9 protein-coding genes and 1 tRNA gene are annotated in these 13,653 nt (G+C 66.7%); 5 read left to right on the forward strand and 5 right to left on the reverse strand.

Going from position 1 to position 13,653, the window contains the following annotated elements; genetic code table 11:
* Window positions 1–42 precede the first annotated feature (42 nt).
* Together map and BLU82_RS21885 are read left to right on the forward strand one after the other, a co-directional pair.
* Entirely contained in the window at window positions 43–810 is a 768-nt protein-coding gene (gene map, locus BLU82_RS21880; protein ID WP_092623171.1) for a type I methionyl aminopeptidase, read from the forward strand.
* Window positions 811–863: 53 nt separating this feature from the next.
* Window positions 864–939, forward strand: a tRNA-Arg gene (locus BLU82_RS21885).
* Between the two features lie 315 nt (window positions 940–1,254).
* Here BLU82_RS21885 and rfbA read toward each other — a convergent pair.
* The 3 genes from rfbA to BLU82_RS21900 form a co-directional block, all read right to left on the reverse strand.
* A complete protein-coding gene (gene rfbA / locus BLU82_RS21890) occupies window positions 1,255–2,181 on the reverse strand; it encodes a glucose-1-phosphate thymidylyltransferase RfbA (RefSeq protein ID WP_092623172.1) in 927 nt (308 codons plus the stop codon).
* Entirely contained in the window at window positions 2,178–3,518 is a 1,341-nt protein-coding gene (locus BLU82_RS21895) for a glycosyltransferase (protein ID WP_092623173.1), read from the reverse strand. Before BLU82_RS21895 ends, rfbA begins: the two co-directional genes overlap by 4 nt.
* A 537-nt stretch (window positions 3,519–4,055) precedes the next feature.
* A complete protein-coding gene (locus BLU82_RS21900; protein ID WP_092623174.1) occupies window positions 4,056–5,399 on the reverse strand; it encodes an MFS transporter in 1,344 nt (447 codons plus the stop codon).
* 548 nt (window positions 5,400–5,947) lie between these two features.
* Here BLU82_RS21900 and BLU82_RS21905 point away from each other — a divergent pair.
* The gene (locus BLU82_RS21905; protein ID WP_092623175.1) at window positions 5,948–7,150 is read left to right on the forward strand and encodes a polysaccharide pyruvyl transferase family protein; all 1,203 of its coding nucleotides are present in this window, start codon (window positions 5,948–5,950) and stop codon (window positions 7,148–7,150) included.
* Between the two features lie 86 nt (window positions 7,151–7,236).
* Here the strand turns inward: BLU82_RS21905 and BLU82_RS21910 are convergent, their stop codons facing one another.
* The gene (locus BLU82_RS21910; protein ID WP_092623176.1) at window positions 7,237–8,544 is read right to left on the reverse strand and encodes an FAD-dependent oxidoreductase; all 1,308 of its coding nucleotides are present in this window, start codon (window positions 8,542–8,544) and stop codon (window positions 7,237–7,239) included.
* Window positions 8,545–8,914: 370 nt separating this feature from the next.
* On the opposite strand from BLU82_RS21910, the gene rfbD reads away from it, so the two are divergent.
* Entirely contained in the window at window positions 8,915–9,814 is a 900-nt protein-coding gene (rfbD, locus tag BLU82_RS21915; protein ID WP_092626129.1) for a dTDP-4-dehydrorhamnose reductase, read from the forward strand.
* Here rfbD and BLU82_RS21920 read toward each other — a convergent pair.
* The gene (locus BLU82_RS21920; RefSeq protein ID WP_157741179.1) at window positions 9,804–10,688 is read right to left on the reverse strand and encodes an AraC family transcriptional regulator; all 885 of its coding nucleotides are present in this window, start codon (window positions 10,686–10,688) and stop codon (window positions 9,804–9,806) included. The genes rfbD and BLU82_RS21920 overlap by 11 nt on opposite strands.
* 259 nt (window positions 10,689–10,947) lie before the next feature.
* On the opposite strand from BLU82_RS21920, the gene BLU82_RS21925 reads away from it, so the two are divergent.
* Window positions 10,948–13,626 carry a family 78 glycoside hydrolase catalytic domain gene (locus tag BLU82_RS21925; RefSeq protein WP_092626131.1) on the forward strand — a complete coding sequence of 893 codons (2,679 nt, stop codon included), beginning with the start codon at window positions 10,948–10,950 and terminating at the stop codon, window positions 13,624–13,626.
* The last annotated feature ends 27 nt before the right edge of the window (window positions 13,627–13,653 follow it).

The following is a 13,653-nucleotide window of genomic DNA, read 5'->3' on the forward strand; positions in this document are numbered from 1 at the left end:
ATAGTTATTCGCGACAGTGCACCACGACCGCGAGGAAGCCGCATGATCGAGTTGAAGACCGCCGCTGAGATCGAGGCGATGCGCGCCGCCGGCCGCGTCGTCGCCGCCGTGCACGCGGAGGTGCGGGCGCAGGCCGCGCCCGGGGTGTCGCTGGCGGAGCTGGACGAACTGGCCCGCAAGGTCATCGACGGCGCCGGGGCGGGGTCGTCGTTCCTCGGCTACCACCCGCGGTTCGGCGCCACGCCGTACCCGGGCGTCATCTGCACGTCGGTGAACGAGGTCATGCTGCACGGCCTGCCGACGTCGTACCGCCTGCGCGACGGCGACCTCCTCAGCGTCGACTGCGGCGCCCACCTCGACGGCTGGCATGCCGACGGCGCAATCAGCTTCGTCGTCGGCACCGCGTCGGCCGCCGACGCCGCGCTGATCGAGACCGCCGAGCGCACCCTCGCCGCCGGCATCGCCGCGGCCCAGCCGGGCGGCCGCATGGGTGACATCGGTCACGCCATGTCCGCCGTCGGCCGGGGCGCGGGCTACGGCATGCAGAACGACTTCGGTGGTCACGGCATCGGCCGGGCCATGCACGAAGAGCCGTTCGTGCCCAACGAGGGACGCGCCGGTCGCGGCCTCGACCTGCGGCCCGGGCTGGTCATCGCCATCGAGCCCAGCCTCATGGCCGGCGGCCGCGACGGCTACCACATGGCCGACGACGGCTGGTCGCTGGTGACCAACGACGGCAGCCGCAGCGTGCATGTCGAGCACACCGTCGCCATCACCGACGACGGGCCGCGCATCCTCACCCTGCCGTGACGGCAACGCGTTCGCTCGGCGCCGCCCGCTGCTGATACCCTTCTCAAGCCCGAGCCCGCGTAGCTCAGGGGATAGAGCGTCTGCCTCCGGAGCAGAAGGCCGTAGGTTCGAATCCTACCGCGGGCACCAGCAGGTCAGCAGGCATGTGGATCATCGTCACAGGATCGAACGACCAGCTTACGACCACAATTCAGTTCGCTCCTTGAAGGATCTTCGCCGCAGCGGCGGTCGCCACTCCACGGCAACCGCGCCCGGCAGCGAATTGTCAAGGATCTCGCTCAGCCCTTCGACCGCCCCCGCTAACCGGGGTCACCGTCCTCGCCAGGCACGGGTCCACAGTGCCACAGCAGGGCGACCGCTGTCAGTGCCTTCCCAGGTCGAGGATGTCGGGCACAACCCAGATGACCACGATTGAAACTCCAGCCTGACAGGACGGACAGGACGTCATGTCACTCCGGTTCGGTCGTACACGTGGCTCAAGGCATCGGTGGGTGGTTGGTCGACGATCGCTGCAGCGATGTCCATGATGTATTCGCCGTAACTGGTCGTCCTAAGACGTTCGCCCAGCTGATAGCACTGGTCGGCGTCGATCAGCCCCATCCGCAGGGCGATCTCTTCCAGGCATGCGATCTGCACTCCCTGCCGGTTCTCGAGGGTGCGTACGTATTCTCCTGCCGCAAGCAGCGACTCGTAGGTCCCGGTGTCCAACCACGCGAACCCGCGACCGAGATCGACGAGGCTTGCACGGCCCTGTTCGAGATAGATGCGGTTCACATCCGTGATTTCCAACTCGCCCCGCAGCGATGGCGTTAATCCGCGTGCCATCTCGACGACGTCATTGTCGTAGAAGTACAGCCCGGTAATGGCGCGGCTCGAACGCGGCCGTTCCGGTTTTTCCTCAAGCGATATGAGCCTGCCGGTCTGGTCGGCCTCTCCTACGCCGTACCGCGACGGATCAGAGACCGGGTAGCCGAACAGTGAACAACCATTCAGCTCATTGACAGTGGTTTGGAGGAGGTTGGAGAGTCGTGGGCCGTGGAAGATGTTGTCGCCAAGGATTAGTGCGCTGGCGTCGTCTCCGACGTGTTCGGCGCCGATGATGAATGCGTCCGCTAGACCGCGAGGTTCCGACTGGACGGCATAGCTTAACTGGATTCCCCATTGCGAGCCATCACCGAGGAGGCGCCTGAACTGTGGCTGGTCATGTGAAGTGGTGATGATGAGGATGTCGCTGAGGCCGGCGAGCATCAACACCGACAGCGGGTAGTAGATCATCGGCTTGTTGTAAACGGGCAACAGCTGCTTCGATACCGAGAGGGTTACGGGGTACAGTCGGCTCCCGCTACCGCCGGCAAGGACGATTCCCTTCATTTTTCCGTCCCTGCTGCGTCGAAAATCGGCCAGTTCACGTCCATCGCGATTCGGCCCGAACGGGCAACCGTTTCGAGGATGTCGACGGCTCGAGCGACGCCGTTCTCGTCGCGCACCAGCTCGCCGACGGCCGCGGCCCGGGCCGCGGTCCGGGGGTCGGCAAGCACTGCGTGAATCGCTTGGGCGAGTGCGTCGGCAGTGAGGGCTCGTTGCGGTACGGGTGCCGGGGCTATCCCGAGCGTCTGCATGCGGCGTGCGCTGAACCACTGGTCGGGCAGCAATGGACACACGACTTGCGGCACGCCTGCGGCCATCGCTGCTCCTGTCGTCCCGAGGCCGCCGTGGTGCACGATGGCGGCCACGTGACGGAACAGCCAGTCGAAGGGCACATCGTTCAGGAGCAGGATGTCCTTCCCAACGTCCGCTGTCGTGAGGCCGCTCCAACCGCCGACCACGACGGCTCGGACCCCAGCCGACCGCGCCGAGTTTCGCACGATCCGACCGAGACGTTTCGGGTCGGAGCTGACCGTGCTGGCGAACCCGAGGTAGATCGGTGGTGGCCCGTCTGCGAGAAACGATGTCAGCGCTGCCGGTGGGGACCAGTTGTCGGCGGCGGGGAGGAACCAGAATCCTGTGGTGTGCACCCAGGACGGGTAGTCACTTGGGCCGGGCAGCAGATACTGGCTGAACGGGTGCAATACGGGCGTCGGCTGGCCGTTGACCTGCCGATACCGGCCACCAGGTCGCTCGCCGAGTCCCAGGCTCCTTCTCCGCCACCTGGCCGAGCTCCCACTGAATGCCCACCACACTGCGCGGCTGGCGAAGTAGCTGGTCCGGTTGAAGCGGGCGGGCCACGGCCATGGAAGTGAAGGATCCGGGAAGGCTCCCGTCGGCACCCAGTACGGCTGCGGGCACATGAGTACCGAGGGCACGCCGAGGAATTCGGCGACGTCATGGCCGGCGCCGGCCACGTGATGGACGACAACATCGAAGTCCCGGCCGCCATTGCGGGCCATCTCGTGCGCCATCGACGCGAGGTCGTCCTGTACCGCGCCGACCAGCCTCCGGGTCTTCGGGATCGTTGTGAGCAACCTTCGCTTGCCGCTAACACCCCGAAAGACCGACTCCAAGCCCTTGACGACCTCCGTGTCGTCCGCGAGCACGTTGGGACCGTCGTGAAGCGCCAGAACCCGGTCGCAGAAGGGTTTCCCCAGCCACGCCGACGCCGCTGGCGCCGCCAACGTGGCGGTGTGCCCGGCCTCGGCGAGACCTTTTGCGAGGGCCGCGAACGGCTGTACATCGCCGCGGCTGCCATGCGTGATCAGCAATACCTTCATTGCGCCCCGATTCTGCTAAGTGCCCCACGACCCATGATGATGGGCGGGAATTGCGTGGACACCACTGCTGATTTGACGGATCGAAACCGCCGACGACTTTGCTGCCCCATCGGCGTGGTCGCGTACAGACAAGGGTGAATCTCCTTGTATGCACCTCTGTCACCATCGTTGACCGCTCGACGCTGCGACACGAGGGGACGATTTTCAATGATCCACTCGGGCTCGCATGACGCTGCCCCATCCATGGACCGATGCGCGAGTGAGGCCGTCTCGAGCGCCATGCCGCCTGTGCGAGAGAACGATTGGATCGGAGGCTCCTTCGGCAGGCTCCGACTCCACCCGGGTTCGGCCCGTAGGCTCCCGCGCAGCGCCCCATCGCCATCGACTGCAGGCATCTACACCAAGCGAAAGAAATGCCAGTTTCAATAGCACAGGGACGTACATGTGCGCGCAGACTCGATTCTGGATACGAAGGGACAAGTCGGCGCGGCCTCTCAGCACGTGCCGGATGTGGGCCTTGAATCGCGCAGCGTGCGTCTATGTCCGCCGCAACGCGGCGAGCGCCCCCACAGCCGCAAAGGCTGCCAAGCCTGCGGCGCAGGCAAGCGCCAGCCGTTGGTTGTCAGCGAGCATTCCGCTTCCTGCGGCTGTGTCGGTTGCAGACGCCCAGTCCCCAGCAAGACCGGAAATCGTCGTGAACCAGATCGCGCCGCCAAGCTCGCGGGCGGTTGCGATTACCCCCGAGGCGGTGCCGCTGTTTGCTGCGGAGACATCAGCGGTTGCGAGTATTGCGACTGTGACGCCGGCGCAGCCGACGCCTGCGTACATGACGGTCAACGCCGGCAGCGCCGACGTGAGGTACCCGCCGTGCGCTACGCGAGTCAGCGTGAGTGCGCCAACCGCGAGCGCGAGCAGACCGGCCGGGAGAATCACGTAGGCGCCGAGGCGCTGTATCAGCCACCGCGTACTGACGGCTGCGATCGACAGTGCCGCGGTCGGCGCGAGGAACGCGAGCCCGGTCCTTGTCGGCGAGTAGCCGAGTTCCTGCTGGAAGAACAACGTCATGAAGTACGACACCGCCGTCATGGTCCCCGCTACCACCGAGACGATGAGGACGGCCACCACGAATCGGCGTGCTCGGGCCAGCTTGAGCCGAATCAATGGCGCCGGGTGGGAACGCTCGTTGAGAACGAAGGAGACTGCCAGCAGGGTCGCGCCTGCCGCGGCGGCCAACGCCGGGACGCTGGTCCATCCACGGTCACGTCCCGCTGCGAGGGCGTACACCACAGCAGCACATGCCGCCGTGACCGTCACTGCCCCTCTCACATCCAGCTGCACCCGCGCTGGCCGTGGCGCTTCGGGGAACGCACGTCTCACACCAACGAAGATCGCCAACCCCAGGAGGACGTTGACGTAAAAGGCCGCCTCCCATGACAACGCGTCGGTCAACACGCCGCCCAGCAGAAATGCCGAGCTGCCCGCGACGGACGTGACACCAGCCCACAGGCCAATCGCACGCTGACGCCGAGGGCCGTCCGGAAACGTCGCGACGATGCTCGAAAAGGTTGCAGGGGCGATCACCGCCGCGCCAAGCCCCTGCATGGTGCGCGCCGCCAGCAACTGAAGGGACGACTCCGCCACACTCCCGGCAACCGCAGCCACGATGAAGATCAATGTGCCCGCCTGCAGGGCGCGCCGGTGACCGATCAGGTCGACGGTGCGCCCCCCGAGAAGCAGGAAGCCGCCGAAACCGAGCAGGTACGCAGTGACCACCCACGAGAGCTCGCTGGTGCCGAAGTCCAGGTCACGCTGAATCGCCGGCAAGGCGACAACGACGATCGCGCCGTTCAGGATCACCATGAACTGAGCCAGGAAGACCATAGCAAGCAGGACCGTGGCTCGCTCAGGTCCGCGCCCGGCGCTCACCAGTTCGCCTGGCGCCTTCTATTCCGACAGGAGTGCATTCGCCAGGGCCGCGATGAAGCCCCGCGGACCGGACCCCGCCTTGCGGCCTGGGCCCGGTGCCGTGGCTCGTGGGCGTTCATCTGAGACCTCCAGCGATCCAGTGCCTGCAACCAGGGCCGGCCCCGAGCCTGGCGGGTTGCGCCGTGAACGGCCGCAAAACCGGGATCGTGTTGCCGCCGTTACGCCACCTGCGCCCCCGTTAGCAATGCCATCGTCGATCGCAACCCTCGCCTGTCACAGGGGACGATCTCCGCCTCGTGGCACCCGTCAGCTGATCACAGTGAGGTCGTCCGGTCAGCGTTCGCGGCTGAAATCGCCTCCTACGGCCGCTGAGTCACGGTCCCTACGGTCGGATCAAGAACCTCGACCACCGGGCCGCTGCCGGGCAGCGTCAGGCCCGCCGCGGCGGGGCTCCGGCTCCCGGCTCCCGGCTCCGACCAGCCACGCAATGAGGAGATCGCGCCATGAACCCAGACAACCACCGGCCGCGCGTCATGGCGGGCGGTTCCCTCGATGTCGACAACTTCGGCGACCTGTTGTTCTTCCTCCTCACCGAGCGCTACCTAGCCGCCGCCGACGTCGTGCCCGTGGCCCCTTTCGGCTGGAACATGAAACCGATCCTGGCTCGCCAGGTGCACGCCTATGGCCCCCTTCTCAGTTCCGAGCCCTTCGATGTGATCTGGACCGTCGGAGGCGAGATGGGCGGCTCAGGCGCGCTCGAGGACGCCTATCGGATCTCTGCGCCGGACGCTGACTACGAACGCTACGAGCGGGGCACGGCGGACGAGCGGCGCGCAATCATGAGCCGCGCGATGGGGGATGTGCCCATCCCTCCCGTCGTCCACGCCTACATGCCCCCGCACCGGGCCTATCCCTTGAACGCCGACGCAGTGACAGTGTTGAACTCCGTTGGCATATCGCACCTGCTCGACGAGGACGCCGGTCGTGACGAGCGGGCCCGTTACCTGCGCGAGCTGGACTTCGTCTCGGTACGCGATCGCGAGTCGAGCCAGCTCCTGGACTCGATCGGGGTGTCGCACACACTCGCACCCGACGCCATTCACGCGATCAGCTCGTGGCGCCCGCCGTTGGGGGACGCCGAGTCCGATATCGCCCTGTTCCAGATCTCCAAACCGGTTTTGTCGAAGCTCGGGGTTGACGCCGTCGCCGAGATGCTGATGAGCAACGAGCACCTCCGGAAGCTGCGTCTCCGCGTCCTGATGACGGGCACGTGGCGCGAGGGTGCCGATTCCGAGGCGCTCAACCACGAGCTCATCGCTCGCATGCTGCATATCGCTCCGGGCGCAGACGTCGCTCTGATCCGCGACCGGCACCCGTTCCGGCTCGTCGACCACATCAGCCGAGCCCGCATCGTCATCGGGACCTCACTGCACCTGCGGATCGTCGCGTGCGCCTACGCGGTGCCTCGAGTGACGCTCTCGATCTTCTTGTCGACCAAGCCAGATCGCTACGCCCGGTTGTGGGACCCGCACATGCCCTACGGGGTGTTACTGGATGACCTGGACGCGGCGGTGAACAACGCGTTGGCGCGCGCTCACGACGCCACGACCATGGACGCGTCTGCGAATCTCACGCGACGCGCCGACCGCCACATGCGCAACCTGGCCGAAGCTGTACTCGACCGGGCGAACGAGCGCCGAGCTTAAGCCGGCGGGAGCTCGTTCGGTAGTTGGCGCGGCATGGTCGCGACCCGGCTGTCGCTATCAGAGGCAAGTGCTCCGGGGCCGCGCGGCTACGTGACCTTCGCGCCGCGACGCTGCAGCTCGGCCTTGACAAGTGCTCCGTCGATCTCGCGAGGTCTGGTGCTGGACTGAACGGACATCCCGGCCGCCACACCCGCAGCCTCCCCCATGGCCACACAGTTCCCGGTGACGCGGTAGGAACCATGCGCTTCGTGTGATCCAGAGATGCAGCGCCCCGCGACCAAGAGATCGTCGACGGATTTCGGAACCAGGCAACGGTAGGGCACCTGGTACCGCGGTACGGCCTGGGTCTTCATGTGGGTGTCGTCTGGGTCGTGGATGTCGACGTTGAACGTCACCTCGCAGACTCCGTCGTCGAACGTGCGGCCCTGGAGCAGGTCGTCGAGCTCCAGGTAGTACTCGCCGCGGATGCGGCGCGTCTCTCGCACGCCCACCTGCATCGCCGTCGCGACCAGCCGACCCTCTCCGAGGACCTCACGCGCGGCCCCGAGCAGCACCATGGCAGATTGCACTTGCCGACGTCCTTCGATCACCGCGGACGTGAGGTCGTCGGCGTTGGTGCCGTCGGCACCGTGGATGTGCGTCCACATCATGGCCCGGCTGTCGTCATGGCCGGCGATGGGCACCGGCGCCAGAGAACGGAATGGGATCCGTGCCAGGTCTTCAGGTGTGTTGAATCGGGCCAGTACGTCATAGGCTTCACCGAATCGAGGCCAGCTGATTCCCTGCACTGTGAACTGGAGCGTCATCGGTTGTAGCTGGCCGTCATCGAGCCGGCCCATCTCGTATTCACATCCTGCGTGATGGGCGACGTCTCCGTCGCCCGTGCAGTCGATGGTGACGCCGGCGAGGATGGCAGAGCGGCCAGACTTGTTCTCCACGACCACGCCGGCGACGCGGCCGCCGTCGACGACGGTCGCCACCGCCGAGGTGTAGAAGAGGGGACGCACCCCAGCCTCGGCCGTCATCACATCCAGGACGTACTTCATCGACTCGAAGTCGAAGACGTTGGCGATCATCGACACGTCGTCCCAGTCTTGGACCGCCCGCCGTCCACCATGCTGATGCAGCCTGTCGATGATCTCCTCGGGGATGCCGCCCTTACCGGCCGCGTCGAAGTACGGGTTCAGAAGGCCGGCTGTCCAGATCCCACCGAGGCAGCCGTATCGCTCAACGAGCAGGGTCCTCATGCCTGAGCGCGCGGCACCAAGGGCTGCGCCGATCCCTGCCGGGCCGCCACCGACGACGAGAACGTCGACCTCGGCGTACACGGGCACGTCTCGTGCCGGCTCGCGCAGCCCGGCGGCGGTGCGAGTGAGCGGGACAGCGCTTCTCATGAGACCTCCGTGTGTTGAGGACAGTGACGGCCCGGCCCGTCCAGCGGAGCGGGCTGATCGGAGTCGTCCGCGCCGGGACGCCCGCACAAGGGACTACCCGGCACGACAGCCGACCTGAGACGATTCAATTGCTCGTATGTTAGCGCCCTGACACGCCTGATTCGCAAGACGAAACCCGCATCGGCCGGTGATGGGCGATCGATGAATCCGAAACTGGCCCCTAGCGCAATGCGTGCCCATGAGTGCAAGCTTGATCTTGGGTGGGGTAGGTGGACCTGTCGCGCTTGAGGCATCCGCGAGCACTTCGCAATGGCCGTGGCGTGGCGCTGCCGAGCCCCTGTCAGCGCAGCTGCCTGCAGGAGTGGCCATCATGCTCACGATCCTGGTGCCCGGAGGCACCGGCCAGGTCGGCACTGCTCTGGCGCGCGGCACCGATGCCGACGTCGACGTCATCGCCCCGGGATCCCGAGAGCTCGACGTCAGAGATCACCGCGCCGTAGCCAACGCGGTCGGCGAGCTCGCTGGTCATGCAAGCCGGCGTGGCCGCCTACCCCTCGTGATCAACGCCGCCGCCGACACAGATGTCGTCACGGCCGAGGTGGATCCTGCCCGTGCCTTCGCCGTGAACGCGCAGGGCGCCGCGACCGTGGCCGAGGCGTGCGCGAGCTGCGCTGTGCCGCTGGTGCACATCTCCACGGACCAGGTGTTCGCCGGCGACGTCGAACTTCCTTATCGCCCAGAGGACGACCGCCGGCCGAGGAACGAATACGGAAGGTCGAAGGCAGCGGGCGAGGACGCCGTTCTGGGCTCGGGCGCGCGATCATGGATAGTGCGGACGTCCTGGCTGTACGGCGCCCGCGGGTCGGGCATCGTCCCCACCACGTTGCGGCGTGCGGCCGGCACAGGCGACGTCACCGTGCTCGAGGATCGCTGCGGCTCACCCACCTGGGCGGCTGACCTCGCTGCGGCGCTGACCGAACTCGCGTGGGAGATCGCCTACAGTGCAGGGCCGTCGCTGCGCCTGCTGCATTGCACGAACGCCGGGCATACAACGCCGCATGGGTTCACACGCGCACTCTTCGAGGAGGTCGGCGCGGATCCTGGCAGGGTTCGGACGCGTACGCCAGTGGGACATCCAAGCCCTGCCCAGCGACCGGGCTACTCAGTGCTGTCCAACCGATCCTGGGTCGCATCCGGCCTGACGCCCATGCGGTCGTGGCGTGACGCCCTGCATGCCTGTGTCGAGCAGGCGGTCGCGATCACCGGATAAGGGCCTGGCGTCGGTACATCGCAGGGGTCATGCCGTAATGGCTACGAAATGCCTCGTAGAGCCTGGCCGTGGAACCGAATCCGGAGCGGTGCCCTACAGCCCTGATGGGTAGATCTGTCGCGGTGAGCAACCGTCGCGCCTCGGCGAGACGGAGACGGACCACATAGCCCTTGACCGTGATCCCGCAGACGGCCTGGAAAGTGGTCGTCAAATGATCACGGTTGCGCCCGACGGCTCGCGCGACGTCGTCCACGGTGATGTGCTCGCCGAAGTGCCGGGTGACGTAACGGATCGCGTTGGCCACGACATTTGCCGCGGCGCGGTTGACGCGAGGGCCTACAGTCGCCGCAGCGCCGGGCGTGTGGTGCAGAAGTCGCAGCAGGAGCGCATGCAACTCCATCTCTGCGGCCATCATCAGGTGCGGGTCCCTCCCCGCCACATCCGCGCTCCAGCGGGCGAAGTCCAGGCCGCTCACGGCTAGCTGCCCTGGCGACGGGACCAGCTTGACCAGCTCGCCGTCGAGCAACCTGCCCAACACCGGCGCCGAACTCGCCCACGCCAGCACGTTCACGATCGGAACCTGCGCAACGTGGTAGACGGTCAACGGCGGCTTCGGGTCCACATCACGATGCGGCACGCCGCCCCAGAAGGCCAGCACGTCGCCAGGGACAAGCCGAACCTCGAGCCCCGCGCAATCCAGCGTGATCTCACCGGACTCCACCAGATGGATCTCAATCTCCAGGTGCGTATGGAATCCGGAATCACGCAGGTCAGGCTCACCATGGGAGTCCACGTGACGCCGGAAGGTGAACGCGGACAGCCCATGGCCATAGTCCTCGAACCGAGCGCCTCCTACAGCCGGCGGACGGGTCATGAACACCCCCGTGTTTCGGGAACAATCGTAGTCGAATCATGAGTGTCGTCGAATGAAACCGTCATGCGATAGTCGAAAGTGTTACGCCAAGCTGACCGGTAGACGGCACCGAGGTGACTGTCCGGTGTCGCCGCAGGACACCCAGGAGTCTCCTGCGGGCCCACACCCGTCCCTGACGTGACCCGTTCCGACCGGCTCTTCGGCGCCGGACTGCTCCACGTCCGAATGCGGCGCCATCAAGTATGCGAGGAGTTCGTAGATGACGGCACCCCCAACGCACCTACGGGTAGAGCACCTCGACGAGCACCTGGGCGTGACCGTGGAGGCGCCACGGTTGTCATGGCGTCTACCGTCCGATGCCGCGGTTCAGGTTGCCTACCAAGTGCGAGCTGGGGCGTGGGACTCCGGACGCGTCGAGTCCGATGAGAGCCGTCTGGTGTCCTACGCCGGGCCGGCGCTGCACAGCGAGGACCAGGTGGAGTGGGCGGTGAAGGTCTGGACCGACGTCGGGGAGAGTCCTTGGTCGACGCCGTCGTGGTGGGAGATGGGTCTGCTGCGGGCGGACGACTGGGTCGCTGAGTGGATCTGCCCACCTGCCGATTCAGCGCCGGCGCCGCACGACGTATGGCAGATGCGCGGTTCGTGCGTGCTCCCGCCACAGGTGGGGCGCGCCCGCCTCCACGTGACCGCACAGGGCATCTACGAGTTCTTCATCAACGGCTCCCGTGTCGGGGACCGTGAGCTGACGCCCGGGTTCACCAGCTATTCCACCGTCCTGCAGGTGCAGTCGTATGACGTCACCGAGATGCTACTGCCGGGCGAGAACGTGCTTGGCGCCGTTGTCTCCGGTGGTTGGCTGAAGTGGGCCCCCATCACCCGCGGCGCTCCGGTGGCGCTCCTCGCGCAGCTACACGTGTACGACCGGGACGGGTCGCCGATTCGGATCGGGACGGACCCGGCCTGGCGTTGCACCCGCGGCGCCGTCCGGGCCGCCAACCTGCAGGAAGGCCAGGTCACCGATTTCAACGAGGAGACACCTGGCTGGACCACACCCGGAAGCGACATGACTCGATGGGGTCCGGTGCAGGCGCGCACGCTCGACTTCACCCGTCTCACGGGCTCGCATGCTCCGCCGGTCCGCCGGGTCGACGAGTTGCGCCCGATTGCAATGACCCGCCTGGCCCGCGACCGCCTGGTGGTCGACCTAGGCCAGAACATCAATGGATGGATCCGGCTCACCAGGCTTGGCTCGGCCGGGACGACGTTGAAGCTCACGCATGGGGAAGCGCTGGACCTCGACGGCGATGTGACGATCGATCACCTTGCGGGAGCTGAAGGGAAGCACCACCGGCCGTTCCAGGAAGACATGGTGACCTCGGCAGACGACCAGGACGCTGTGTTCGAGCCCAGGCACACCACGCACGGTTTCCGGTATGTGCGCATCGAGGGCGACGTCGGCGGTATCGGCGCCGACGACGTCACCGGGGTTGTCGTGCACACCGATATGCGCCGTACGGGCTGGTTTCTCTGCAACGACGAGCGCATCAATCGCCTGCACGAGGCGGCGGTGTGGAGCTTCCGCGGCAATGCCTGCGACATCCCGACCGACTGTCCGACCCGGGAACGGGCCGGGTGGACCGGCGACTGGCAGATCTTCGCGCCCACGGCAGCGTTTCTCTACGACGTCGCAGGGTTCACCGCGAAATGGCTCCGTGATCTGGCCGCTGACCAGCGACCGGACGGAGTCGTGTGGCACAGCGCCCCGAACCCGAGCCTGGACCATGTCCATCCGCCAGGCTCAGCTGGCTGGGGCGACGCTGCGGTGATGGTGCCGTGGGAGATCTACCGCGCCTACGGCGATCGTGGCCTGCTCGAGAATCAGTGGGCGGCGATGACCGCGTGGGTGGACTACGCCGCACGTTCGGCTCGCACCGGCCGACACCCCCGTCGCGCTGCAGCACGGCCGGTGGCGGCGCCGCACGAGCAGTTCCTGTGGGACACCGGATTTCACTGGGGCGAATGGCTGGAACCGGGCGGAACCGCGGGACAGGCCCGGCCGGCCCCGGTCGAGTCGATACTGGCCGAGCTGCGTGCGGCCGACCCAGGCAGTATCGCGACGGCCTACCTGCACCATTCCGCCCACCTCCTGGCCAAGATCGCGACCATCCTCGGCCGAGACGAGGAAGCGACTAGATACCGGCGCTTGGCCGCGCACAGCCGTCAGGCATGGCAAGCCGAATACCTCAACGCCCACGGCACCATCACACCCGACACCCAGGCCAGCTACGTGCGCGCACTCGCGTTCCACCTCGTCCCCGGCGAACTCGAGTCGGCGGCCGCGTCGCGGCTGGTCGAGCTGGTCCGCGATAGGGACACCCACCTGAACACAGGCTTTCTCGCCACGCCGTATCTGCTGCCCGTGCTGGCGGATTTCGGCCACCTCGACGTGGCGCACGAACTGCTGTTCCAGGACACCGAACCGTCCTGGCTCACCATGATCGACCGGAAGGCCACAACCGTCTGGGAACACTGGTCCGGCCTCGACGCACAGGGCCAACCGAACGCGCCGGCAGGTGTCGGCTCGCTCAACCACTACAGCAAGGGCGCCGTGATCTCCTTCCTGCACCGCTACACCGCTGGAATCCAAATCCTGGACGAGACGCCCGGCTACCGCCGTTTCCGTGTCGCCCCACGCCCCGGTCCCGGCATTGAGTGGGTCCGTGCGGCACACGACTCCCCGTTCGGGCGGATCGAGGTCGCGTGGCAGATCGAAGATGACGAGTTCACCCTCGAGGTCACGGTCCCGCCCGGCACCACCGCGGAGGTCACCTTGCCCGACGAACAGACCACAGAGGCCCGCCCCGGAACCACACGGTACAGATGCAGCCCGCCATGGACCCACGACCGTCCTCACACGACCGTGACGGAACCGGTCTGATCCCCACCGCCCACCGTGGTCAGCATG

This window comes from Jiangella sp. DSM 45060 (assembly GCF_900105175.1).
In the GTDB taxonomy this organism is placed as follows: Bacteria; Actinomycetota; Actinomycetes; order Jiangellales; family Jiangellaceae; genus Jiangella.